Genomic DNA, 24203 nt, shown 5'->3' with positions numbered 1-24203 from the left:
AAAAAACCGACTAACTCTTTGCTTAAAGAGAATTAGTCGGTTTTTTTAATTGCCACCATTTTTCAGATGAGCTATACGTTGGCGTCTTTTTTCTGCCATATTTTTATTTTTCATTTTCGGGATAATACTAGCAAAATCAGGGCGATGTGTTCGTTCCCAAGTAGATTCATCTGCCGCATCAAACTGCTCTAAGAAAACGAGCACTTCTCGTACAAGTGGTGTTGGTGTACTTGCGCCAGCTGTTACCGCCACTTTTTTCGCATCTTTTATCCATTGAATGTCTAATTCTGAAATATCAGCAATCCGATAAGCTGGAGTTCCTGCTTTCACCATCGAAACTTGTGCCAGACGAGCCGTGTTATTGCTCCTAGGATCGCCAACGACAATCGTGACATCTGCATCTTTGGCTTGCCGAGCGACGGCTTCTTGGCGCACTTGAGTTGCCATGCAAATCTCTTGATGGGGAATCGACGTCGGATATTTGACTTTTATATAATCCATTAAATCCGCCACATCCCATTTACTCATCGTCGTTTGATTAGTGACAAAAATTTTATCAGAAGCTAATGAAAGGGCGTCAATATCCGCTTTTGTTTCTACTAAATGGACAACCTCTGGTGCAGTTCCATATGCGCCTTCTGGTTCCGGGTGTCCTTTTTTGCCAATGTAGATGATTTGATAACCTGCTATTTGTTTTTCTAAAATCAAATCATACGTATGAAGCACATCTGGACAGGTAGCGTCAATGGTTGTTAATCCTTTTGCTAGCGCCTTTGCTTTCACAGCAGGAGAGACGCCGTGCGCTGTAAAGATAATCGTCCCAGTCGTTATTTTATCTAAAATCTCTTCGCGGTTCACGCCATCCACGGTATAAATACCAATGGATTCAAAGGCATCGCTGACATGTTTATTATGAACAATCATACCTAAAATATGAATGGGCCGAGGTAAATTCGGATCCATCGAAGCGTTTTTAGCAATCACCATCGCATCAATGACTCCATAACAATAACCACGAGGGGATATTTTGATAATTTCCATTCGAAAACATCCTCATTTCTGTGTTAGATTCACTATTTAGTATAATAGACTTTGATTGTTTTGACAAAGTTGTCTTATCGCGCGCACGAATGTCCAATTATGTGCTATAATGGCTACTAGGTATAGAACGGAGTGGAAATATTTTATGACGAAGAAATCAAGGTTTGACCAATTCGGCTTTCAACCTTTTATTGGACTTGCAATAGATAAATTAGGATTCTATGAGCCAACAGAAGTACAACAGAAGCTAATCCCAGGTATTTTAAAAGGGGAAAGTATCATTGGACAATCTCAAACAGGTACAGGGAAAACCCATACTTTTATTTTGCCAATTATTAACAATGTGAATCCTGAAAAAGATGCAGTACAAGCGGTTATTACGGCGCCAAGTCGTGAGCTTGCTACTCAAATTTATAATGAAATTCGCAAAGTAACCAAATACAGTGAAAAAGAAATCGCTGTACAACTAGTTATCGGTGGTACGGATAAACAGCGTGCGATTGATAAACTAAAAAAACAACCACAAATTATTGTCGGAACTCCTGGTCGTATCAATGACTTAATTCGCGAACAAGCACTATTTGTTCACACAGCGAAAACACTCGTTATTGACGAAGCAGACATGACACTTGATATGGGATTCTTAAATGATGTCGACCATATTGCTGGGAAAATGCCAGCTAATTTACAAATGCTTGTTTTTTCCGCAACAATTCCGCAAAAATTAAAACCATTTTTAAGCAAATATATGGAAAATCCGCGTTATGAGCATATTCAGCCAAAAGTTGCTGCCTCAAAAACGGTGGAACATCGTATTATGGCCACTCGTAGCCGTAATAAACTTGATTTACTTAAAAATGTTTTAGTTGGTTCGCAACCTTATTTGGCGATTGTTTTCACTAATACGAAAACAACGGCTGATGAAGTAGCAAACGGATTAATCGAACGTGGACTTAAAGTAGCCAAAATTCATGGTGACGTCAATCCACGTGAACGTAAACGGACAATGAAACAAATCGAAAACTTAGATTATCAATATGTCGTTGCGACAGATTTAGCTGCTCGTGGTATTGATATCCAAGGAATTAGTCATGTCGTAAACTATGAATTACCAGATGACTTAGATTTCTACATTCACCGCACAGGCCGTACTGGTCGCGCCGGACATTCTGGTATCGCACTTACTTTATTCGAACCAGCTGACGAAGATCGTCTAAACCAACTCGAAAAAATGGGTATTGAGTTTAAACACGTTGACTGGAAAAATAAAGAGTTCGTTACACTAGAAGATCGCAACCGTCGTGCAAAACGTGAAGCAAAACGCGAAACAGCCGATCCACGTGAAATTGGTATGCGTAAAAAAGCAAAACAAAAAGGTAAACCAAACTATAAAAAGAAAATCAACTACAAAATGAACGAAATTAAACGTCGCGAAAGACGGAAAAAACGATAAGTGAGGAATGAATTATGCTAAGACTAGGTTCTCATGTATCAATGAGCGGAAAGAAAATGCTTCTTGGCGCAAGTGAAGAAGCAGCTTCTTACGGCTCAAATACGTTTATGATTTATACTGGCGCTCCGCAAAACACGCGCAGAAAGCCAATTGAAGAGTTGAATATTGAAGCTGGCCTAGAACATATGAAAGCTCATGATATGGCTGACATCGTTGTTCACGCGCCTTACATTATCAATATCGGCAACTCCGTTAAGCCAGAAACATTTGAACTAGGGGTTAATTTCTTACAATCTGAAATTGAACGTACGCGTGCGCTTGGTGCCAAGCAAATCGTTCTACATCCTGGTGCACATGTTGGCGAAGGGGCGGACAAAGGAATTAAACAAATTATCCAAGGTCTGAATGAAGCATTACTACATGACCAAGATGTACAAATTGCTTTAGAAACAATGGCTGGAAAAGGCTCTGAATGTGGTCGTACTTTTGAAGAACTCGCACAAATTATCGATGGCGTAACGCACAATGAATTATTATCCGTTACGTTTGATACTTGTCATACGCATGATGCAGGTTACGATATTGTGAATGACTTTGACGGCGTATTAAATCAATTCGATAAAATTGTCGGCATTGATCGCTTAAAAGTATTACATATCAATGATAGTAAGAATGAACGAGGCGCGCATAAAGACCGACATGCCAATATCGGTTTTGGCCATATTGGCTTTGATGCCCTTCATTATATTGTGCATCATCCGCAACTAGCAGATGTGCCAAAAATCCTTGAAACACCTTATGTTGGCGAAGATAAAGCATCTAAAAAAGCACCATACAAATGGGAAATCGCAATGCTAAGAAATGGCGAATTTGACCCAGATTTATTAAATAAAATTCAAAACAGCTAAAAGGAGACGAAAATAATGACAAAAACACTTGTATTCGGTCATAAAAATCCAGATACAGATACGATTTGTTCTGCCATTAGTTACGCAGAATTAAAAAAAGCACAAGGAGCAGATATTGAAGCGGTTCGTTTAGGCGAGCTTAATAGTGAAACAGCTTTTGTTCTTGATTATTTCCAAGTAACAGCTCCACGTCTAGTTCAAACAGTTGCGAATGAAGTTTCTGAAGTAGCGCTTGTTGACCATAACGAACGCCAACAAAGTGTCGATGATATTGATGATGTGACAGTTACAGCTGTTGTTGACCATCACCGTATCGCTAACTTCGAAACATCTGACCCACTTTATTACCGTGCTGAACCAGTTGGATGTACAACAACAATCCTTCTAAAAATGTTCCGTGAAAATGAAGTAGAAGTAAGTAAAACTGTTGCAGGACTTATGCTTTCTGCTATCATTTCTGACACACTTCTTTTCCAATCACCAACATGCACAGAAGAAGATAAAGTTGCCGCTGAAAAATTAGCGCTTATCGCAGAAATTGATATTCAAACATACGGTATGGAAATGTTAAAAGCTGGAGCAGATGTCAGTAAAAAATCTGTAGCTGAACTATTACTTGATGCGAAAGAATTCAACATGAACGATAACAAAGTAGAAATCGCTCAAATTAATGTAGTTGATGTGAACGATGTACTTAGCCGTCGCGCAGAAGTAGAAGCGCTTATTACGAATACGATTGTGGAAAAAGGACTTGATTTATACCTGTTCGTTATCACAAACATTCTTACTAATGACTCTGTTGGAATCGCTATCGGTTCTAAAACAGACGTTGTTGAAGAAGCTTATGGTGTGAAATTCATCGAAAATCAAGCACCGCTAAAAGGTGTCGTATCTCGTAAAAAACAAGTGGTTCCAATTTTAACAGATACATTCGCTAAATAATAATGCTAGCCTGGAAAATGCCAATTATCTTTTCCAGGTTTTTTTGTCCAAATTTTTAATTCGAAGTAATTACGATTTACATTTTAACCATTATTTTATATACTAGTAAAAGCGGCTAGCAAATGCTGTCAAAGGAGAAACATGAATGAACAAAATCATAGAAGTAAATAATGTAAGCTATCATTATGATAAAGAACATGCCTTAGAAAACATTCATTTTCAAGTAACAAAAGGCAGTTTTACTGGTTTAATTGGTCCTAATGGTTCCGGTAAATCAACCATGTTAAAACTAATTCTTGGCGTACTCAAAAACCAACAAGGCAGTATCTCGTTATTTGGAGAAAAACAAGCAGATTTCAAAGATTGGGTTAAAATCGGCTTCGTTTCCCAAAAATCAAACGCTTTTAATTCCGCATTTCCAGCCACAGTAAAAGAAGTGGTCGCAAGTGGATTAACAAAGAAAAAAGGTTTATTCAAAACATTAAATAATAAAGATAAAGAAGACATTGATTACGCTTTGAAGAGAGTAGAAATGACAGATTATCTAAATCGCAACATCGGGGAACTTTCTGGTGGACAACAGCAACGTGTTTTTATCGCACGTGCGTTAGTAAGTAGACCGGAGCTGTTAATTTTAGACGAGCCAACTGTTGGGGTCGATGTCGAGAATGTCAAAGCATTTTATGAGCTTTTAGCTGAATTAAATCGGACAGAAGAAATGACACTTTTACTTGTAACACATGATTTAATGGCCGTGAATACGTATGTTAATCATGTTATTAGCATTAATAAACGCATTATTTTCGATGGTTCTGCGCATGAATATCAACATTATTTGGCCGACCGCGAACTTGAAATATTAGCCGAACAACGCAGAAGGGAGGATGCTTGCCGTGATTGCGACGCTTCTCCAGTATGATTTTATCCGTAATACATTTATTGTTGGTCTTGTAATTGGTGTTATTGCTCCATTACTCGGAAGTTTTATCGTTGTTAGAAAACTTTCTTTAATGGCAGATGCGCTCAGTCATGTGACGCTCGGTGGGATTGCTGTTAGTTTATTTTTAAGCAAAACGTATTTGCCACTAGCTGCACTCAATCCGCTCTACCTTGGCTTTGGATTTTCGGTAGTAGGATCCTTATTAATGGAAAAATTGCGCACCGTCTATAAACATTTTGAAGAACTAGCTATTCCGATTATTATGTCGGCCGGCATGGGCTTTTCCGTTATTTTTATTTCCTTGGCTAATGGTTTCAATACTGATTTATTTAGTTATTTATTCGGTAGTGTAAGTGCCGTAAGTCGCACAGATATGATTACGATTGTTGTGACCGCGATTATTGTATTTATCGTTATTTTATCTTTATATAAAGAACTATTTCTGTTATCATTTGATGAAGAATATGCGAAAGTTTCCGGTTTAAAAGCCAAAGTATTTGATATTATTTTTATGGTATTAGTCGCGCTTGTTATTGCGTCTTCCATGCGAATTGTCGGTATTTTGCTCGTATCGTCTTTAATGACATTACCTGTCGCAGCAGCTATTCGCATCGCCAAAGGATTTAAACAAACTATTTTACTTTCAATTTTGTTCGGTGAAATTGCCGTTATCGGTGGCTTATTTACCGCTTATTATTTAAACTTAGCGCCCGGTGGAGCAATCGTTATTATTTCCGTGCTACTTTTAATCGTCACCATTTTATATCAAAAAATACGTCAAAAAATCTTAATTTCAAAACGAGGTGAGGAAAATGGGACTTACAGCAACTGAAGCACTCATGAAAATGAAGGAAAAAGGCTATAAACACACAGATAAACGTGAATTTCTAATTAACTTACTAGCTCGTAAAAATAAATATTTAACGGCAAAAGATGTGTTAGAAAATATGAAAGATGATTTCCCAGGCATCAGTTTTGATACGATTTACCGTAATCTCTCTTTATTTGTCGAGTTAGGTATTTTTGAAGAAACCGATCTTTCTGGTGAGCGCAATTTCCGTTTAGCTTGTACACACGAACATCACCACCATCACTTTATCTGCATGAAATGTGGTAAAACAAAAGAAATTATGATGTGCCCAATGGATTTTTTAACCGAAGCATTACCTGGTTACCAAATTGATGGCCATAAATTCGAGGTTTATGGCGAATGCCCAGAATGTTTACAAGCCTCTTAATAGCAAAAAGGTCCGTAAATCCGGGCCTTTTTTTTATTTTATGCACAATGTTCATAGTTATTTCATATTTGTTTCTTATTCTGGACATTTTTTATCGTTAAAGTAAGAAGTAGCCGAAAGACGAAGGAGAGGAACAGTTTGACAAAATTAAAAAAAGTGATGATTTCCATAATAGCAGCTACATTACTATTGCTCGCTGGATGTGGCAGTAGTGCTGTTGTAAAAACAGATGCAGGAAGTGTCACGCAAGATGAACTTTATGAAGCAATGAAAACGACATACGGTAATGAGGTCGTGCAACAACTTACTTTTAAAAAAATCTTGGCAGATAAATACACTGTAACTGAAAAAGAAGTCGATGCAGAATATAAAAAATACGAAGAACAATACGGTGACTCATTTGAATCAACGCTATCTTCTAATAATTTAACAAAAACTTCTTTCAAAGAAAATTTGGAATATAATCTACTAGTTCAAAAAGCGACAGAAGCTAATATGGATGTCAGCGAAAGCAAACTAAAAACTTACTATAAAACTTGGGAACCAGATATCACGGTACGCCATATTTTAGTAGATGACGAAGCGACAGCCAAAGAAATCCAAACGAAACTAAAAAACGGTGAAAAATTCGCCGATTTAGCAAAAGAATATTCTACAGATACAGCTACTAGCACGAACGGCGGCCTGTTAGATCCATTTGGTCCGGGTGAAATGGACGAAACGTTTGAGAAAGCTGCTTATGCACTGAAAAACACAGACGATGTTAGCGGTATTGTCAAATCGACTTACGGTTATCACTTGATTCAATTAGTGAAGAAAACCGAAAAAGGTACGTATGAAAAAGAAAAAGCGAACGTAAAAGCCGCTTATATCGAATCGCAACTAACTTCTGAAAATATGACAGCCGCACTGAAAAAAGAATTAAAAGCGGCCAACATTGATATTAAAGATAGCGATTTAAAAGATGCTTTTGCTGATTATACAGACACTTCATCAACAAGTACAACAACATCTAACTAAAGTTACTTCGGATCCACCCATAAATAAAAGCCCTTTACTGGTTTTGATTCCCGTCAAAAACACACTCCAGTAAAGGGCTTTTCTATACAAACAAACGAAGCATCGCCATCGAAAAAATCCCAACGATAACAATCCACATTAAATTTTTAGTTAAAATTGCTGTCACAATCGTCGGCAATGAAGCAAGTAAATTTTCGAGATTGATTCCCGGAAAACCATTTTCTCGCGTCACTAATAAACTTTGAACGAATAGCGCCGTCAAAATACAGAGGGGAACATAAGATAAATACCGAATCACCACATCTGGAAGCTGTAATTTGCGGACAAAAATAAAAGGTAACACACGCGGAATAAAAGTAACAAGGCCACAACCAACAATAACAAATAAAGTATACGAACTTAACGCCATTTTTCTAATATCACTCCCATCAAACAGCCAAGCAGCGTTGCCGTTAAAATAGCTAACTCAGGTGTCATGAAACGCATAAAGAGGACTAAAAACAACGCAACGAGAATCATCACTAGCAAACTCGTACTGATTTTTTTACTTTTATCACTCACCACTTGCAAGTAAAGCAAACCAATAAACATCGCCGATAAAGCGAAATCTAGTCCAAATTGCTCTGGATTGGGTAACCAATTTCCAATAAAAGCACCAACAATACAAGCAATAATCCACGCCAGATAGGCCGTCACATTAATTCCGTGCATCCATTTGGCACTAACAGGCTTTTTATTTCCAATTTGGTTCATCGAAACCCCAAACGTTTCATCCGTAAGAAGGGCCCCAATCCCGATATTATTCCACAGAGAATATTTTTTAAAATGAGGAGCCTCGGCCATACTCATCAAAAAATGCCTAGAATTAATTAAAAAAGTCGTAAAAATAATAGCTGAAATCGGACTCTGTAACAATAATAAACCAGAAATAATAAATTGAGCCGCACCCGCATACACAATAACCGCAAGCAGTGTGACTTCTAAAAGGCTTAAATGGGATGCTTTTCCTACCACACCAGCGGCAATCCCAATCCCCGCATAGCCAAGCACTGTAGGGAGACACGCTTTAACACCATCATAAAAACTTAACTCTTTATCCTTCTCCAAAAAAATCCCACCTTAACACAAAAACCTGGAGGCTGTTATCCCAGGTTTTCAAGTTCTATTTTCTTAGCAAAATGTGCTTCTGCTAAAAGATCAATTTCTTTTTTCAACTCGTCTACCATAATAGCTTCTGGTACTTTACGAATGATTTTACCATGTCTAAAAAGAAGTCCTTCTCCATTCGAACCTGCAATGCCGATGTCTGCTTCTCGCGCTTCTCCGGGACCATTTACCGCACAGCCCAGCACGGCAACTTTAATCGGTGCTTTGATAGTAGCGATATATGCTTCCACTTCATTAGCAATACGAATCAAATCTATTTCTATCCGCCCACAAGTAGGACATGAAATGAGCGTGGCCGCGTTAGATGACAAACCGAATGATTTTAATAATTCACGAGCCACTTTAATTTCTTCGACAGGATCCGCACTAAGTGATACTCGTAAAGTATTTCCGATGCCTAGGCTAAGCATGGCGCCAAGCCCGGCAGCACTTTTTATTCCGCCTGCAAATTGTGTTCCAGATTCTGTAATCCCAAGATGAAGAGGGTAGTTAAAGGCACGACTAGCTTTATCATATGCTTCAATAGCCAAACTCACGTCAGATGCTTTTAAAGAAACGATAATATCATGAAAATCTAAATCTTCGAGAATTTTAATATGGGCAAGAGCACTTTCCACCATACCATCCGCAGTAGGATAACCATACTTCTGAATGATTTTCTTTTCTAAACTGCCTGCGTTGACACCGATTCGAATGGGGATGTTTTTCGCTTTAGCAGCGTTAACCACTTTTTCGACACGATCGCGGCGACCGATATTACCGGGATTAATACGAATTTTATCCACGCCAGCATCAATGGCTTTCAGTGCTAACCGGTAATCAAAATGGATATCTGCTACGAGGGGAATATGAATTCTTTTTTTGATAGCAGCAAGCGCATTCGCCGCACGATCGTCTGGACAAGCTACCCGAACAATTTGGCAACCGGCTTCCTCTAATCGGTGAATTTCCGCTACTGTTGCTTCGACGTCATGTGTTTTTGTGGTAGCCATACTTTGGATCGTTAATTCATTATTACCACCAATTGTTAAATTACCAACTTGGACTGGGCGAGTATGTTCGCGAGATGTTCTTTCATTCAAAGAAATCGCTCCTTTAGTCTAGCTTTGATTTTTTTATCATACCATTTTTGTAGAACAAAATCACGTGAATAACGCCACAAAAAAGCCACCTGCACAAGCAAGTGGCTAAAAATCATTTGTCCAAAACAGTTGGTTCGCTTGGCGGAATGGAACGAATCGCAAGGAACACGAAAATCATGCTTACAACCATATTTATTTCCATTCCAAAAGGAACAATAATTTGTAAAGCTTCCATAACCATCGTGAAAACGGCTGCTAATGTAATAGAATAGGCAGCAATCATCCAGTTTTGACGGAAAGCGATACCAGTTCGACCAAATCCAGAAAGAATAAAACCGAACAATGCATAAAGTGCAACACGGAAGAATATCGATCCTAACGTGAAAATAAAGAGCACCATTAATGCGATTGGGATAAAGTACTTAGCTAATGACTCAATAGATGTATATAAGTCAACTAAATCTGCTTTATCACTAATTCCTGCTGTTTCATAACTAACCGATTGAGAAACACCAGCTGCAGTTATATAAATACTATCTGAAAGAAAAGCAACCGCACTGTCATAAGAAGCAATTTTATTATCAATATCATCTTTATCAAGTGTACCGGAAGCATCAAAATAAATATGTAATTCATCTTGATCAATTGAGATAGGCACATTTTTAACGGTATCGTCCGTCAAAACTAATTTACTATCTGTCACTTTAAAATCTGGAATTTCATTTGTAATTGTTTCCTCGCCAACTTTTAGCGCGTTTTTTGTCGTAACGTTCGTAAAGTATGCTAATGGAAGGAATGTAACGAATGATAACACGATGATGTAGACGATACTTTTTCTGATTTTATCATTGCGAAACGAAGCAATATCCGCAGGGGAATACAAACTCTTCCAGAAGCGTTTAAAAATATTCATTCTTTTTTCAACACCTCACCTAATGGTTTAACTTTTTGAGTTTAAGGGAAAAAGATACATGTATGTGCAAAAGAGCGTACTTTTTCCACCTAAACTTAATCATAGCTTGAAATGATAGCAAAATCAATATGGAAACATCACTGAGCAGAAAAATTGCAAGCATTTCAGGAGCATGGTAGGCTAAATGGTGTAAGAAGAAACTGTTTTTAAGGTTAATAGTAGTTCTATCGAAATGGGACATGAAACTTTTGCCTTATATGTCATTTCTTTTCACGTAAAAACAATACAAGGAGGAATTTTTAATGACTTACGAATTACCTAAATTACCTTATACTTATGATGCTTTGGAGCCGAATTTTGATAAAGAAACAATGGAAATTCACTATACAAAGCACCACAATACTTATGTTACAAAACTAAACGAAGCGGTTGCAGGACATCCTGAGCTTGCAAGCAAATCTGCGGAAGAATTAGTTGCTAACTTAGATAGCGTTCCTGAAGACATTCGTGGCGCTGTCCGTAACCACGGTGGCGGTCATGCTAACCATACATTATTCTGGTCTATCCTTAGCCCAAATGGTGGCGGTGCTCCAACTGGCGACTTAAAAGCAGCAATCGAAAGCGAATTCGGTACTTTTGACGAATTCAAAGAAAAATTCAATGCAGCAGCTGCAGCACGTTTTGGTTCTGGCTGGGCTTGGCTAGTAGTAAATGGTGGCAAATTAGAAATCGTTTCTACAGCTAACCAAGATTCTCCACTAAGCGATGGCAAAACGCCGGTTCTTGGCTTAGATGTTTGGGAACATGCTTATTACCTTAAATTCCAAAACCGTCGTCCTGAATATATCGACACATTTTGGAATGTTATTAACTGGGATGAAGCTAACAAACGCTTTGACGCAGCTAAATAATAATCAAAAGACTCACTTCGGTGGGTCTTTTTTTATTTCTAATGAATTTCTAATCAACTTACAGTGGAAAAATCATGCTTTTTCAGCTACAATAGGGAAAGGTATTATTGAAAAGTGAGGTAACTATGCGTGAAACTAAATTTTAGAAAAAAGAAAAAAGATTCCACTAAGAAGAAACGCGCCATCATTCCACTACGTTTAAATATTCTATTCTTTATTATATTTATTTTATTCTCCGTGTTAATTTTACGACTTGGGATTGTTCAAATCGTTCAAGGGGATACTTACAAACGTCAATTAGAAGAGACCGATAACGTAACAGTTTCCAAAAATGTGCCGCGTGGTAGCATTTATGACCGGAATTACAATTTATTAGTTGGGAATTCTGCCGTCAAATCAATTACCTACACACGTAGCCAACAAACAGAAACCGCGGAAACGCTTCACGTAGCTCAAACGCTCCAAAAATTAATTACAGTTGAACCCGAGAAGCTAACCGACCGTGATTTAAAAGATTACTGGATTTTAACGCATCAAACGGAATCGCTAAACCGTTTATCCACGAAAGAACAAGCGCTTGATGCATCGAAAGCGTACAAAGTCCAAGTAGAAAAAGTAACAAAAGAAGATATTGCTAGTTTAACAACCGAAGATTTAAAAGTAGCAACTATCTACAAAAAAATGACGACTGGTTACGCAATGACAGAATCGGTTGTTAAAAATAAAGATGTAACTGATGAAGAAATCGCTCGCGTTAGTGAAAACATGGACAGTTTACCTGGTGTTGACACTACAACAGACTGGAATCGCTACTATACGTATGATGAAACGTTACGTTCTATCTTAGGTTCCGTTTCTACAGCGAAAGAAGGTCTTCCAAAAGACAAAGCAGAATATTATTTATCACAAGGGTATAGCCGTAATGACCGCGTTGGTAAAAGTTATTTAGAAGCACAATACGAAAGTGTTCTTGCTGGATCAAAATCCCAGTCTGAGAGCGTTCTTGATTCTAAAGGAAACATTATCGAAACAGTCAGCAAATACGAAGGCTCTAAAGGAAAAGATTTAGTCCTTTCTGTGGATGTCGAATTCCAAAAAGCAGTAGAAGAAATCCTTCAAAAAAATATTAAACAAGGAAAACAATATGCTGGTTCTGACCTTTTTGACCGCGCATTCGTGGTTGCCATGGATCCGTATTCCGGAGAAGTTCTTGCACTTGCTGGTCAAAAACTCAATGACAAAGGCGAATTTGAAGATTACTCTTTAGGGACATTTACAACAGCTTATGCGATGGGTTCTGCCGTGAAAGGTTCCACAATTCTTGGCGGTATTATGGACGGTGCGATTACAAACAAAACCGTCTTCACCGACCAACCAATTGCCTTAAAAGGAACGAAACCAAAGAGTTCTTGGTTTAACAGAACCGGAGCTGGTAATAGACCACTTGATCCTGTTGGCGCTTTAGAAATTTCTTCTAACTCCTATATGTATCAAGTAGCTATGAAAATGGGTGGTGCAAAATATGTACCAAACGGCCCACTGAGAGCACCACTAAGCACCTTTGACGACATGCGTTACTACTATAACCAATTTGGCCTAGGCGTAAAAACTGGTATCGACCTTCCAGGAGAACAAACTGGTTACAAAGGGGACGACCAAACAATTGGTAAAATTCTCGATTTCGCTATCGGGCAATATGACTCATACACACCTTTACAAATGGCACAATACGTTTCAACCATCGCCAATGGTGGTTCAAGAATTGCGCCAAGCATGGTGAAAGAAATTAGAAACCCAAGCACAGATGGTGATACTGTCGGAACGCTTGCAACAGCAAACGAACCAAAAGTATTAAATAAAATCGGCGTTTCCGAAAGTGACATAAAAACAGTCCAACAAGGTTTCTACGAAGTAACACATGGTTCTACTGGTACTGCGAGAACCGTCTTCACATCAAGTGATTACGATGTTGCTGGTAAAACTGGTACAGCCGATGCGTTCTACGATGGACCAAAAGAAGGTAACAAAATGGCTAGTGTTTGGAATACTACTTTCGTCGGTTATGCACCCGTTGAAAAACCAGAAATCGCGATTTCTGTTGTAGTTCCTTGGATTTATCGCCCATACGGAACTGACCAAAAAACGAATATGAAAATTTCCAAAGAAGTACTAGATAAATACTTTGAACTCAAAAAAGAACGTGCTGAATCTAACAAAGATGAGTCTAAAGTAGAACAACCAATTAACAACAAAGAAGCAGCGGCCAAAGCACAATCCGAACAAACCGAAAATTAATCCAAAACCACTTTCATTTAGGTGAAAGTGGTTTTTTTATTTCAAACTAACAAACAATTTAAAAAAATAGTCGTTAATACGTATAAAAAACTGCGAAATGGCTTTGTTTATGGTATGATAAAGTAAGTGTAAAATTAACCAGATTTCTGTTTTCAAGCAGAAATGCGAGGATTAAATTGAAGGAGGAATTGTAAACTATGACAAAAAGCTATCATGTCGCAGTTGTAGGTGCTACTGGTGCAGTTGGTACCCAAATGATTGAATTACTAGAAGAGGCGGCGACTTTTAAGATAAAGCAAGTTTCATTCTTGTCTTCTATTCGTTCTGCTGGAAAAAAACTAAGCTTTCGCGGGGAAGAAGTAACGATTCAAGAAGCAACACCTGAAAGTTTTGAAGGCGTTGATATCGCTCTATTTAGTGCGGGCGGTTCTGTTTCTAAAGCACTTGCAAAAGAAGCTGTGAAACGCGGCGCAATTGTTATTGATAACACAAGTGCTTACCGTATGGATCCAACAGTCCCATTAGTCGTTCCAGAAGTAAATGAAAAAGCACTTTTCTCACATAATGGAATTATTGCCAATCCTAACTGTTCCACCATTCAAATGGTAGCAGCACTCGAACCGATTCGAGAAACTTTTGGATTAAATCGTATTATTGTTTCTACTTATCAAGCTGTTTCTGGTTCTGGTGTAAGTGCCATTCAAGAACTAAAAGACGGTAGCAGAGCAGTTTTAGATAACGAAGAATTCACTCCACAAATCATGCCCGTTAAAGGGGACAAAAAACATTATCCAATCGCTTTTAACGCATTACCACAAATTGATGTTTTCACAGAAAATGATTATACATACGAAGAAATGAAAATGATCAATGAAACGAAAAAAATCATGGAAGACAACACAATGAAAGTTTCCGCTACATGCGTCCGAATCCCGGTAGTTAGCGGTCACTCTGAAAGTGTTTATATTGAAGTAGATAAAGACGGCGTAAGCGCAAAAGATATCCAAAATGTGCTAAAAAATGCCCCTGGTGTTGTGCTTGAGGACGATCCAGCAAATCAAGTTTATCCGCAAGCAATTGAAGCTGCTGGTAAAAAAGAAGTATTCGTTGGTCGCATCCGCGCTGACATTGATGATTCCAAAGGTTTCCACATGTGGATTGTTTCCGACAATTTACTCAAAGGGGCTGCTTGGAATTCGATTCAAATAGCTGAAAGTTTAGTCAAACTAGCGATTATTTAGAGGTGTAAGTAATGAAAATCATTGTTCAAAAATTTGGCGGAACATCCGTCCAAAATGAAAAGTCACGTTTGATGGCATTCAACCACATCAAACATGCCTTAAAAGAAGGTTACAAAGTCGTCGTTGTTGTTTCAGCAATTGGAAGGTACGGCGATCCGTATGCGACTGATACGCTGTTAGAACTTATCGGCGCTAAAAATACAAAGCTAACTGCCAGAGAGCAAGACACTTTACTTTCTGTTGGCGAAACTATTTCTGCCTCTGTTTTCACGAACATGCTAAAAGAAGCCAACATTAAAGCAGAAGCATTTTCTGGTGGCCAAGCAGGAATCATTACATCCGATGACCATTTAAATGCAAAAATCACAGAAGTAGATACAACTCGTTTAAAAAATGCCTTATTATCTCTTGATGTCGCAGTAGTTGCTGGTTTTCAAGGAATGACGGACAACGGGGATATTTCTACATTAGGTCGTGGTGGAAGTGATACATCTGCCGCAGCACTTGGCGTATCGTTACAAGCGGACTACATTGATATTTTTACAGATGTTGATGGCATGATGACAGCTGATCCTCGTATCGTGGAGCACGCTCGTTCACTTCCGCGCGTAAGCTATAACGAAGTAAGCAATATGGCGTATCAAGGCGCTAAAGTCATTCATCCACGTGCGGTGGAAATTGCGATGACTGCCAAAATTCCGATGCGCATTCGCTCTACTTATTTGGAAAGTACAGGCACACTCGTTACTTCACTAGCGGATGATTCAGGCCATTTTGATGTGAAGGAACGCATGGTAACAGGTGTAGCACACGTTACTAACCTTACTCAAATATCCGTACAAACAGAAACAGTAAAAGCACAACAACTTGCTTTTAAAATATTAGCAGATGCAGGAATCAGTCTTGATTTCATAAACATCTCTACTCAATCTGTTATTTTTACCGTACCAGAAGAAAAATGTTCTATCGTTACACAACTATTAGAAGACGCAAATATGCAAACAACAGTACGCGAAGCTTGTGCTAAAGTTTCTATTGTTGGTGCTGGGATCACTGGAGTTCCTGGTGTTACAGCGCGAATCGTAGGTGCATTATCTGAGAAAAACATCCCCATTTTACAATCAGCGGATAGTCACACAACTATTTGGGTATTAGTAAGAGAAGAGGACTTAATTTCAGCAGTCAATGCCCTTCATGACGTATTTTGTTTGGAAATTAAGTAAGGAGGAAATGAAAGATGGATTTAGGGAAAGTAATTACAGCAATGGTGACACCAATTCACCCAGAAAAAGATAAAGTATGCAAAAAAAGAATTCATCATCTCGTGAACCACTTAATCGAAAATGGCTCAGACGGTTTAGTAATCGCTGGTACAACAGGCGAATCACCAACGTTATCCCATGATGAAAAAATAAAATTATTCCGCCAAGTAATCGAAACAAACGACGGCCGCGCAAAATTAATCGCTGGAACTGGCTCTAATAATACAGCCGAAACCATTGCCTTTACCAAAGAAGTGGCTGAACTTGGTGGTATTGATGCTGTTTTAATCGTTGCACCATATTATAATAAACCAAATCAAGACGGTTTATATGCACATTTTGCAGCCGTTGCGGAAGCTTCAGATTTGCCAGTCGTTATTTACAACATTCCTGGTCGTAGTGTCGTTAATATCGAACCAGAAACTATTATTCGTTTAGCAAAATTACCTAATATTGTTGGCGTAAAAGAATCCAGTGGTAATTTGGATAATATTAGTAAAATCATTGCTGAAACTTCGGACGATTTCCAAGTATACAGCGGTGATGACAGTTTAACTTTACCAATTCTAGCTGTTGGTGGAGACGGGGTTATTTCCGTTGCTAGCCATGTGGTAGGAAACGAAATGCAAGAAATGATTCAAGCATTTGAACGAGGCGACGTACAAAAAGCAGCCAGCATCCACCGCGAATTACTACCGCTTATGAATGGTCTGTTCGCTGTACCAAATCCAGCACCAACAAAATACTTACTTAATCAACAAGGTATTAGCGTTGGACCTGTAAGACTACCACTTGTAGATTTGAATGCTGAACAAGGAACGAAATTACAAGCTATATTAGAAGGACTTTCTAAATAGTTCAAAGGAGGTCTACGCTTTGACAATCAAAAAAGCGAAAAACATAAAAATCATTCCACTCGGCGGCGTCGATGAAAGTGGCAAAAATTTATATGTAGTAGAAATAGACGAAGATATTTTTATTTTAGATGCAGGCTTAATGTTCCCAGAAAATGAATTACTAGGAATTGACATTGTTATCCCTGACTTTAAATATTTAGAAGAAAATAAAGACCGCGTGAAAGCAATTTTGTTAACGCATGGTCATGAAGATGCAATCGGTGCACTGCCGTACTTACTTCAAAAAATCAAAGCGCCAGTTTACGGGACAGAATTAACTATCGCGCTTGCAAAATCTGCACTCAAAGAACATCGTAAACTACGCTTCAAAAATTTCCATATTGTTAACGAAGAAACAACTTTATCATTTGCTAAAATTGATGTTTCTTTTTTCCGGACAACGCATACGATTCCAGATTCTGTTGGTATTGTGCTTGAAACAAGCGAAGGCTCTATCGTTTATACAGGCGATTTCAAATTCGATCAATCAGCCAAAGACGGCTACGCTTCTGATTTAAGCCATATTGCAGAATTTGGCGAAAGAGGCGTACTAGCATTACTTTCTGATAGTTCAGAAGCAGAGCACCCTGGAACAACTTCTAGCGATAGCTTAATTGAGGAAGAAATTAGACATGCATTCCGAATGGCAGACGGTCGAATTATTGTTGCTTGTGTCGCATCTAATTTAATCCGCTTGCAACAAGTGCTTGATGCATCTGTCGCAACAAAACGTAAAGTCGCGATTGTTGGTAAAGAACTAGAACGCGTTTTCGAAATTGCTGGCAGCTTAGGCAAAATTGTTATTGAAGAAGACTTAATCGTGCCATTAAAAGAACTAAAAAAATATAACGATGACGAAATTACAATTATCGAAACAGGTAATCTGGGCGAACCTATCCAGTCACTACAATTAATGACAAAAGGAAATCACCCACAACTTAACATCAAACCAGGTGATACAGTCTACATTACGACAACACCATCCCCATCGCTGGAAACAATGATGGCAAAAACAATGGACATGCTCTATAAAGCTGGTGCCAAAGTGTTAACGATGAGTAATAATCTTTTCATCTCTGGTCATGCGAGCCAAGAAGATTTAAAACTAATGATTAACTTATTAAAACCAAGATATTTCGTGCCTGTTCACGGCGAATATCGTATGCTAATCAGCCACGCTAAATTAGCACATGAAGTTGGTATGGCTAAATCAGAAGTATTCATCGTTGGTAAAGGCGAAATTTTAGAATTTAAAAATGATAAAATGACTGCTGGCAACCGCGTCTACTCAGGAAATACATTGATTGATGGGTTAGGTGTCGGTGACGTTGGAAACATCGTACTCCGTGACCGTAAGCTGCTTTCTGAAGATGGTATTTTCATCGTTGTAGTAACGCTTAATCGTAAATCTAAAACAATCACTTCTGGACCAGAAATCATTTCACGCGGCTTTATCTATGTGCGCGAATCCGAGCATTTAATTGAAGAATCCTCCAAAGTGGTTACAAAAATTGTCGAAAAAAATCTACAAGAAACTGGCTTTGAATGGGCAAAATTAAAACAAGATATTCGCGATCAATTAAATCGCTACTTGTTCGAACAAACAAAACGTCGCCCAATGATTTTACCGATTATTATGGAAGTCTAGAATCAACTGCTACACATTCGTGTGTGGCAGTTTTTTTCGTTTAAAAGTGAATATAGACGGGAAAACATGCTAGGAAGGAGTGATTTACATGACAAAGTTTACATATGATTTAGTAGTCATCGGGAGTGGCGCAAGTGGAACAACGGTTGCTTTTGAAGCGCAGGCGGCTGGCTTAAAAGTGGCAATCATCGAAGAGCGGAGTTGGGGTGGAACTTGCGTACTCAGAGGATGTGACCCTAAAAAAGTACTCGTTGGGGCAGCAGAAGCAAGAAAACTTTCTACCAGACTGCGTGGCAAAGGTATTAAACAAGCCGCAACGATTAGTTGGACAGATTTAATGGCCTTTAAAGAAACGTTCGTTGAGGATGTTCCTGAAAGCCGATTAGAAAGTTTTAAGGAAGCTGGTATTGAAACATTCTTTGGACCAGCTAGCTTTCACGATCCTAACACCATACAAGTGGCCGATGACTTACTACATGCTTCTAAAATAGTTATCGCAACCGGCGCAACACCAAGTACACTCCAAGTAGAAGGGCAATCATTTATCCAGAACAGTGATGATTTCTTATCCCTCCAAAAACTTCCAGATTCTATTGTTTTCATCGGTGGTGGCTATATTTCTTTTGAATTTGCTTCTATAGCACAAGCCGCCGGAAGCGAGGTCCATATCATTCACCACAATAGCGAACCTTTAAAGAAATTCGACCCTGATTTTGTGGCCGCTTTAGTCGCTAATATGAAGGAAGAGGGTATTCATTTCCATTTTGATACGGACATTACTAAAATCACTAAGAAGGGCGAAAAACTACAAATCCAAGGTAAAAATGATTTTTCGTTGAATACTGATTTAATTATAGGCGCGACCGGCAGAAAGCCAAATATTAATCGCCTTGCATTAGAAAAAGCCCATATTGATTATACGAAAAAAGGCATCGTCGTTAATGAAAAATTGCAAACACCTAATCATCCACATATTTATGCATGTGGAGACGTTGCTGCAACAAAAGGCGCGCCACTAACACCAGTGGTCAGCATGGAAGCCGCATTCGTTGCAAAAAATGTCCTAGGCAGTGACGAAAAAATGAACTATCCAGCAATACCAAGTGTGGTGTTTACAAGCCCTAAACTTTCAAGTATCGGTATCAGCGCGGAAGAAGCTAAAGCGAACCCCGACAAATACCAAATTAAAAATCACAACACTACAAATTGGTACACGTACAAACGAACCAATGAGCAAATTACCCTTGCGAAAATAATTGAAGACAGGAAAACAGGCCAAATAAAAGGGGCACATTTCCTTAGTGAAGAGGCGGATTATATGATTAATTATATCGCGCTTTTAATGAAAGCAAATTTAACTTTAGCGGATTTACAATCTGTTATTTTCGCTTATCCATCCCCAGCAAGTGACTTAACTGCTTTGAACTAAAGGAGAAATATGTTATAGTGAGGGAGAAATTCGCATAAAAAGGAGCAAATAAGATGGAAATTTGGATTATTGCCGGAATATGTGCTTTCTTAATTTTTATCGCAGGTATCGTTATTTTATTTTTCCCAGCGAAACGGAAAATCGGTGCTATTTTAACAAGCGCAGGGACGTTATTAATGATCGGCTCAATTATTGGTATCATTGTTAGTTTTTCACATTATCAACAAGTGCAAAACGATGTGTTTAACTATTCTTCTAAAGGAACAAGTCAAACTACCCCAGAAGAAACAAAGACATATCAAGTAAACTATGAAGATTCCGCAGATAATATTAAGAAAAAAATCAGCACGATAACGGTCGAAAAGAAAGAAACTTATTCAACATTAGAAAGTAAGTCAGTTGAAGGTAGCATTACAATCGCTTTAGAAATCACCAACAATGCATCTAAAATACTTGAAACGTATCCAAATCAAGGACAATTAGAAGCAAACGATATCGATTTAAATGGCGGAGATGCTATGTTATCTAATTTTGATACGACAGAAATCAAGCCCGGCGAAACAGCCAAAGGAAAAATTGTTTTCCCAGTGGACAAATTAGACAAAGTTTCTGATATTACGTGGGTTTCTTATAGTTTCCTAAGCTATTTAAAAGATTCCACCACACCAATTACAACGGAAACAGGCAAAATCGAACTAAAATAAAAAACAATATCCCGAGAATGGGATATTGTTTTTTTGCTATTATTCCGTTACATTCATAACTTCTTTTAAGTACTCATCATAAGAAATTTCTTTATTGTAAAATTGATCTTTTGATAAGTTAACAATACGAGTTGCGATTGTTTGTAGTAGCTGATGGTCATGGGAAGCAAAGATCATTGCGCCTTTAAAACCTTCCAAGCCATTATTTAATGCAGTAATTGATTCTAAGTCCAAGTGGTTAGTAGGTTCGTCTAATAACAGGACATTAGAGCCTGAAAGCATCATTTTGGACAACATACAACGAACTTTTTCTCCACCAGATAAGACGCGTACTTTCTTCAGTACTTCATCACCACTGAATAGCATACGGCCAAGGAATCCGCGTAAGAATGCTTCACTGTCATCTTCTGGAGAGAATTGACGTAACCATTCTACAAGGCTCATATCGTTTTCCTCGAAGAATTCGGAGTTATCTTTCGGGAAGTAGCTTTGGCTAGTTGTGATACCCCATTTATAGCTACCTTCGTCAGGTTCCATTTCACCAGCAAGGATTTGGAAAAGGACTGTTTTTGCAACTTCATCATCGCCAACTAAAGCAACTTTGTCATTACGATTAATGGAGAAGGAAAGATTATCAAGAATCTTCACGCCATCAATTGTTTTAGACAAGTTTGTGACTGTTAGCAAGTCATTCCCAACTTCACGGTCTGGTTTGAACTGAATGAAAGGGTAACGACGGCTAGAAGGTTGAATATCTTCCAGCGTAATTTTTTCAAGCATTTTTTTACGGCTTGTTGCTTGTTTGGATTTAGATGCATTGGCACTAAACCGGGCAATAAACTCTTGTAATTCTTTCATTTTTTCTTCTTTTTTCTTATTACGATCGCCCATCATTGTTTGAGCTAATTGGCTTGATTCATACCAGAAATCGTAGTTTCCGACATATAATTTAATTTTGCTGAAATCAAGATCCGCAATATGCGTACATACTTTATTTAAGAAGTGACGGTCATGGGATACAACGATAACAGTATTGTCAAAGTTAATTAAAAATTCTTCTAACCAATGAATCGCACGGATGTCCAGGTGATTGGTAGGCTCATCCAGAAGTAAGATATCTGGTTTACCGAATAAAGCTTGCGCAAGAAGCACTTTCACTTTTTCTCCACCAGTTAAATCTTTCATTAGTTTTCCGTGTAAGTCAGTAGGGATACCTAAGCCGTTTAGTAAAACAGCAGCATCAGATTCCGCTTCCCAACCATTTAATTCAGCAAATTCGCCTTCTAGTTCCGCAGCACGGATACCATCTGCATCGCTGAAATCTTCTTTCATATAAATGGCATTTTTTTCGTCCATAATTTTGTATAGACGTTCATGTCCCATAATAACAGTGTTAAGAACAAGTTCATCATCATACTGGAAATGATCTTGGCGAAGGACAGCTAGACGCTCACCTGAACCAATATGCACATTACCACTTTGTGAATCAAGCTCGCCAGAAAGCACTTTTAGGAACGTTGATTTACCAGCACCGTTTGCGCCAATAAGACCATAACAGTTACCTGGCAAAAATTTAATCGAAACATCTTCAAATAGCTTTTTATCGCCGTAGCGTAAGCCAACATTATTTACAGTTAACATTTTCTTCCTCCAATACTAAGTTACTTCTTCTCAAAATCAGAAAAAGCACAATTACTTCTATTTTAACATGGTTAGTGTAGCAAAGAAAGCATACACACATAAATAAATGTTATAATATGAAAATAAGGAGGAGAGCCGGATGAATTACGAACAAACTTTACAAGAAAAAGTCGCGCTTTGTCTTACTTTACAAGCTGCAAAAGAAACTTTTCCATTTGATAAGAAAACGCATGCCTTAACAGTTGGCGGTAAAATATTTGCGCTGATACATCTTTACCACGGGGATTTATACATCAGTGTTAAATGCCAGCCGGAAAGAATTGATTTGTTGCGTGATGAATATTTGAGCATAAAACCAGGTTATCATTTAAATAAAAAACATTGGATTACGCTTGTAGTTAACGAACAATATGATGTAGAAGCTGAAACAGAATTTGCTTTAATTAAAAACAGTTATCAACTTATTTTTGATAAATTGCCGAAAAAAGCGCAAAATACTGTGAAATTTTCTGCAAATGACTAAAGAAAAGAAAAAATTCTTTACAAAAAAGAAGTGCATGCTATAATGATTGTTGTACGATAATTTCATAGACGTTACCACAGGGGGGGCTTCTTAGCTGAGATTGAGTCCACGTGTTTTTGGATTCTGACCCTTTGAACCTGTTCGTTAGTACGAGCGTAGGGATTGTGGCGATTGCATTTCTAACAATAGAAACTGCTTTCTTCTGGGGTACGTTTTTGACCAAAAAGAAGAGGGGAGTTTATTTTTTATGCAAAACAAACGATTAATTATTTTACTTGAGTGTGCTATCTTTGCTGCAGTAGCGATGGTACTAAGTTTTATCCCGCTAGATATTGGTTCTAGTTTTTCGATTTCACTAGGCATGATTCCAATGTATGTGATTGCAATTCGTCGCGGCTTTTGGGCGGCTGGATTCGCCGGACTGTTATGGGGATTGCTACATTTCCTCACCGGGAAAGCTTATATTTTAATGCCGTCTCAAGCGATTATTGAGTACATTTTAGCATTCAGTTTTATTGCTTTCAGTGGTGTTTTCAGTAAGCAGGTTCGAAGCAATTTAGCCACTAATCAACTAAAAAAAGCGATTCAATGGGCGTGGGGGACCATGATTATTGGTGGGGTCGCTAAATATTTTTGGCATTATGTTGCTGGCGTCTTGTTCTGGGGTGCCTATGCTTTCAAAGGTTGGGGTGCGCAACTGTTTTCGATAGTCATGAACGGGGCTAGTTGCCTTGCTACAGTACTTGTTGCCGGTATCGTCATCTCGATATTACTAAAAACTTCACCCAAATTATTCTTACCGAAATAACCACAAGGTCTGAGAGCATTTGCTTTTGGGCCTTTTTAAGTGTGTTATAATTAAATAAATACTATATTGCAGCTTATTACAATGCTCATTTTCACGATTAAAGTTTAGCATCGATGTCACACGTGCCACAAGTACGAATCA

General features: G+C 38.2%; 23 protein-coding genes and 1 riboswitch. Of the genes, 17 read left to right on the top strand and 6 right to left on the bottom strand.

Annotated features, from left to right (window positions below):
- Positions 1-45 precede the first annotated feature (45 nt).
- Complete coding sequence (locus HCB49_RS05805) at positions 46-1041, bottom strand: 4-hydroxy-3-methylbut-2-enyl diphosphate reductase (protein WP_185604345.1); 996 nt, start codon at positions 1039-1041, stop codon at positions 46-48.
- A 145-nt stretch (positions 1042-1186) separates the two neighbouring features.
- Here HCB49_RS05805 and cshB point away from each other — a divergent pair, with 145 nt between their 5' ends.
- The 7 genes from cshB to prsA1 all read left to right on the top strand — a co-directional run bounded on the left by cshB (position 1187) and on the right by prsA1 (position 7542).
- The gene (cshB, locus tag HCB49_RS05800; RefSeq protein ID WP_003721956.1) at positions 1187-2494 is read left to right on the top strand and encodes a DEAD-box ATP-dependent RNA helicase CshB; all 1308 of its coding nucleotides are present in this window, start codon (positions 1187-1189) and stop codon (positions 2492-2494) included.
- A 14-nt stretch (positions 2495-2508) separates the two neighbouring features.
- Complete coding sequence (locus tag HCB49_RS05795) at positions 2509-3402, top strand: deoxyribonuclease IV (RefSeq protein WP_185398616.1); 894 nt, start codon at positions 2509-2511, stop codon at positions 3400-3402.
- A gap of 15 nt (positions 3403-3417) precedes the next feature.
- Positions 3418-4344, top strand: a complete 927-nt coding sequence (locus HCB49_RS05790) for a manganese-dependent inorganic pyrophosphatase (RefSeq protein ID WP_185604344.1) — start codon at positions 3418-3420, stop codon at positions 4342-4344.
- Between the two features lie 145 nt (positions 4345-4489).
- Complete coding sequence (gene zurA / locus HCB49_RS05785; RefSeq protein WP_185604343.1) at positions 4490-5263, top strand: zinc ABC transporter ATP-binding protein ZurA; 774 nt, start codon at positions 4490-4492, stop codon at positions 5261-5263.
- A complete protein-coding gene (gene zurM, locus HCB49_RS05780) occupies positions 5238-6116 on the top strand; it encodes a zinc ABC transporter permease ZurM (protein ID WP_008947824.1) in 879 nt (292 codons plus the stop codon). The genes zurA and zurM overlap by 26 nt, the downstream gene beginning before the upstream one ends.
- On the top strand, positions 6097-6522 hold the full coding sequence (zurR, locus tag HCB49_RS05775) for a transcriptional regulator ZurR (protein WP_003721950.1): 426 nt from the start codon (positions 6097-6099) through the stop codon (positions 6520-6522). Before zurM ends, zurR begins: the two co-directional genes overlap by 20 nt.
- A 138-nt stretch (positions 6523-6660) precedes the next feature.
- Entirely contained in the window at positions 6661-7542 is an 882-nt protein-coding gene (gene prsA1 / locus HCB49_RS05770; RefSeq protein WP_185479896.1) for a post-translocation chaperone PrsA1, read from the top strand.
- 82 nt (positions 7543-7624) lie between these two features.
- Here the strand turns inward: prsA1 and HCB49_RS05765 are convergent, their stop codons facing one another.
- The 4 genes from HCB49_RS05765 to HCB49_RS05750 form a co-directional block, all read right to left on the bottom strand.
- A complete protein-coding gene (locus HCB49_RS05765; RefSeq protein WP_185604342.1) occupies positions 7625-7951 on the bottom strand; it encodes a branched-chain amino acid transport AzlD family protein in 327 nt (108 codons plus the stop codon).
- Positions 7942-8649 carry an AzlC family ABC transporter permease gene (locus HCB49_RS05760; protein ID WP_185479898.1) on the bottom strand — a complete coding sequence of 236 codons (708 nt, stop codon included), beginning with the start codon at positions 8647-8649 and terminating at the stop codon, positions 7942-7944. Before HCB49_RS05760 ends, HCB49_RS05765 begins: the two co-directional genes overlap by 10 nt.
- A 35-nt stretch (positions 8650-8684) precedes the next feature.
- A complete protein-coding gene (gene ispG / locus HCB49_RS05755) occupies positions 8685-9791 on the bottom strand; it encodes a flavodoxin-dependent (E)-4-hydroxy-3-methylbut-2-enyl-diphosphate synthase (protein WP_185604341.1) in 1107 nt (368 codons plus the stop codon).
- Between the two features lie 112 nt (positions 9792-9903).
- The gene (locus tag HCB49_RS05750) at positions 9904-10704 is read right to left on the bottom strand and encodes a DUF1189 domain-containing protein (protein ID WP_185604340.1); all 801 of its coding nucleotides are present in this window, start codon (positions 10702-10704) and stop codon (positions 9904-9906) included.
- 302 nt (positions 10705-11006) lie between these two features.
- On the opposite strand from HCB49_RS05750, the gene HCB49_RS05745 reads away from it, so the two are divergent.
- The 8 genes from HCB49_RS05745 to HCB49_RS05710 all read left to right on the top strand — a co-directional run bounded on the left by HCB49_RS05745 (position 11007) and on the right by HCB49_RS05710 (position 21090).
- Positions 11007-11615, top strand: coding sequence for a superoxide dismutase (locus tag HCB49_RS05745; RefSeq protein WP_185391371.1), 609 nt, complete (start codon positions 11007-11009; stop codon positions 11613-11615).
- 129 nt (positions 11616-11744) lie between these two features.
- Positions 11745-13910 (top strand): peptidoglycan D,D-transpeptidase FtsI family protein, encoded by a 2166-nt coding sequence (locus HCB49_RS05740; protein ID WP_185479901.1) that lies wholly within the window; start codon positions 11745-11747, stop codon positions 13908-13910.
- Between the two features lie 197 nt (positions 13911-14107).
- Positions 14108-15151: an aspartate-semialdehyde dehydrogenase gene (locus HCB49_RS05735; protein WP_185391369.1), complete on the top strand. Its 1044-nt coding sequence runs from the start codon at positions 14108-14110 to the stop codon at positions 15149-15151.
- An 11-nt stretch (positions 15152-15162) separates the two neighbouring features.
- The gene (gene dapG / locus HCB49_RS05730; protein WP_185604339.1) at positions 15163-16374 is read left to right on the top strand and encodes an aspartate kinase; all 1212 of its coding nucleotides are present in this window, start codon (positions 15163-15165) and stop codon (positions 16372-16374) included.
- Between the two features lie 14 nt (positions 16375-16388).
- Positions 16389-17270 carry a 4-hydroxy-tetrahydrodipicolinate synthase gene (dapA, locus tag HCB49_RS05725; RefSeq protein WP_185479903.1) on the top strand — a complete coding sequence of 294 codons (882 nt, stop codon included), beginning with the start codon at positions 16389-16391 and terminating at the stop codon, positions 17268-17270.
- Positions 17271-17289: 19 nt separating this feature from the next.
- A complete protein-coding gene (locus HCB49_RS05720) occupies positions 17290-18957 on the top strand; it encodes a ribonuclease J (RefSeq protein WP_185391366.1) in 1668 nt (555 codons plus the stop codon).
- An 88-nt stretch (positions 18958-19045) separates the two neighbouring features.
- Positions 19046-20386: a dihydrolipoyl dehydrogenase family protein gene (locus tag HCB49_RS05715; protein WP_185604338.1), complete on the top strand. Its 1341-nt coding sequence runs from the start codon at positions 19046-19048 to the stop codon at positions 20384-20386.
- Between the two features lie 53 nt (positions 20387-20439).
- A complete protein-coding gene (locus HCB49_RS05710; RefSeq protein ID WP_185479905.1) occupies positions 20440-21090 on the top strand; it encodes a DUF4352 domain-containing protein in 651 nt (216 codons plus the stop codon).
- A 39-nt stretch (positions 21091-21129) separates the two neighbouring features.
- On the opposite strand, the gene HCB49_RS05705 is transcribed toward HCB49_RS05710, so the two are convergent.
- Positions 21130-22731 (bottom strand): ABC-F family ATP-binding cassette domain-containing protein, encoded by a 1602-nt coding sequence (locus tag HCB49_RS05705; protein ID WP_185391363.1) that lies wholly within the window; start codon positions 22729-22731, stop codon positions 21130-21132.
- Positions 22732-22870: 139 nt separating this feature from the next.
- On the opposite strand from HCB49_RS05705, the gene HCB49_RS05700 reads away from it, so the two are divergent.
- On the top strand, positions 22871-23254 hold the full coding sequence (locus HCB49_RS05700) for an MmcQ/YjbR family DNA-binding protein (protein ID WP_185604337.1): 384 nt from the start codon (positions 22871-22873) through the stop codon (positions 23252-23254).
- 69 nt (positions 23255-23323) lie between these two features.
- A riboswitch (TPP riboswitch) is annotated at positions 23324-23434 on the top strand.
- Between the two features lie 67 nt (positions 23435-23501).
- The gene (thiT, locus tag HCB49_RS05695; RefSeq protein WP_185604336.1) at positions 23502-24062 is read left to right on the top strand and encodes an energy-coupled thiamine transporter ThiT; all 561 of its coding nucleotides are present in this window, start codon (positions 23502-23504) and stop codon (positions 24060-24062) included.
- Positions 24063-24203: the final 141 nt, after the last annotated feature.

The organism is Listeria cossartiae subsp. cayugensis (assembly GCF_014229095.1).
Taxonomy (GTDB): domain Bacteria; phylum Bacillota; class Bacilli; order Lactobacillales; family Listeriaceae; genus Listeria; species Listeria cayugensis.
Note: the sequence above shows the minus strand (reverse complement) of the source record. Positions and strands in the feature narration are given on the sequence as shown.

Excerpts from the sequence above, each read along its gene's own strand:
- HCB49_RS05805 (WP_185604345.1), bottom strand. The coding sequence starts at position 1,041 with ATGGAAATTATCAAAATATCCCCTCGTGGTTATTGTTATGGAGTCATT.
- cshB (WP_003721956.1), top strand. The coding sequence starts at position 1,187 with ATGACGAAGAAATCAAGGTTTGACCAATTCGGCTTTCAACCTTTTATT.
- HCB49_RS05795 (WP_185398616.1), top strand. The coding sequence starts at position 2,509 with ATGCTAAGACTAGGTTCTCATGTATCAATGAGCGGAAAGAAAATGCTT.
- HCB49_RS05790 (WP_185604344.1), top strand. The coding sequence starts at position 3,418 with ATGACAAAAACACTTGTATTCGGTCATAAAAATCCAGATACAGATACG.
- zurA (WP_185604343.1), top strand. The coding sequence starts at position 4,490 with ATGAACAAAATCATAGAAGTAAATAATGTAAGCTATCATTATGATAAA.
- zurR (WP_003721950.1), top strand. The coding sequence starts at position 6,097 with ATGGGACTTACAGCAACTGAAGCACTCATGAAAATGAAGGAAAAAGGC.
- HCB49_RS05765 (WP_185604342.1), bottom strand. The coding sequence starts at position 7,951 with ATGGCGTTAAGTTCGTATACTTTATTTGTTATTGTTGGTTGTGGCCTT.
- HCB49_RS05750 (WP_185604340.1), bottom strand. The coding sequence starts at position 10,704 with ATGAATATTTTTAAACGCTTCTGGAAGAGTTTGTATTCCCCTGCGGAT.
- HCB49_RS05745 (WP_185391371.1), top strand. The coding sequence starts at position 11,007 with ATGACTTACGAATTACCTAAATTACCTTATACTTATGATGCTTTGGAG.
- HCB49_RS05735 (WP_185391369.1), top strand. The coding sequence starts at position 14,108 with ATGACAAAAAGCTATCATGTCGCAGTTGTAGGTGCTACTGGTGCAGTT.
- dapG (WP_185604339.1), top strand. The coding sequence starts at position 15,163 with ATGAAAATCATTGTTCAAAAATTTGGCGGAACATCCGTCCAAAATGAA.
- dapA (WP_185479903.1), top strand. The coding sequence starts at position 16,389 with ATGGATTTAGGGAAAGTAATTACAGCAATGGTGACACCAATTCACCCA.
- HCB49_RS05715 (WP_185604338.1), top strand. The coding sequence starts at position 19,046 with ATGACAAAGTTTACATATGATTTAGTAGTCATCGGGAGTGGCGCAAGT.
- HCB49_RS05710 (WP_185479905.1), top strand. The coding sequence starts at position 20,440 with ATGGAAATTTGGATTATTGCCGGAATATGTGCTTTCTTAATTTTTATC.
- HCB49_RS05705 (WP_185391363.1), bottom strand. The coding sequence starts at position 22,731 with ATGTTAACTGTAAATAATGTTGGCTTACGCTACGGCGATAAAAAGCTA.
- HCB49_RS05700 (WP_185604337.1), top strand. The coding sequence starts at position 22,871 with ATGAATTACGAACAAACTTTACAAGAAAAAGTCGCGCTTTGTCTTACT.
- thiT (WP_185604336.1), top strand. The coding sequence starts at position 23,502 with ATGCAAAACAAACGATTAATTATTTTACTTGAGTGTGCTATCTTTGCT.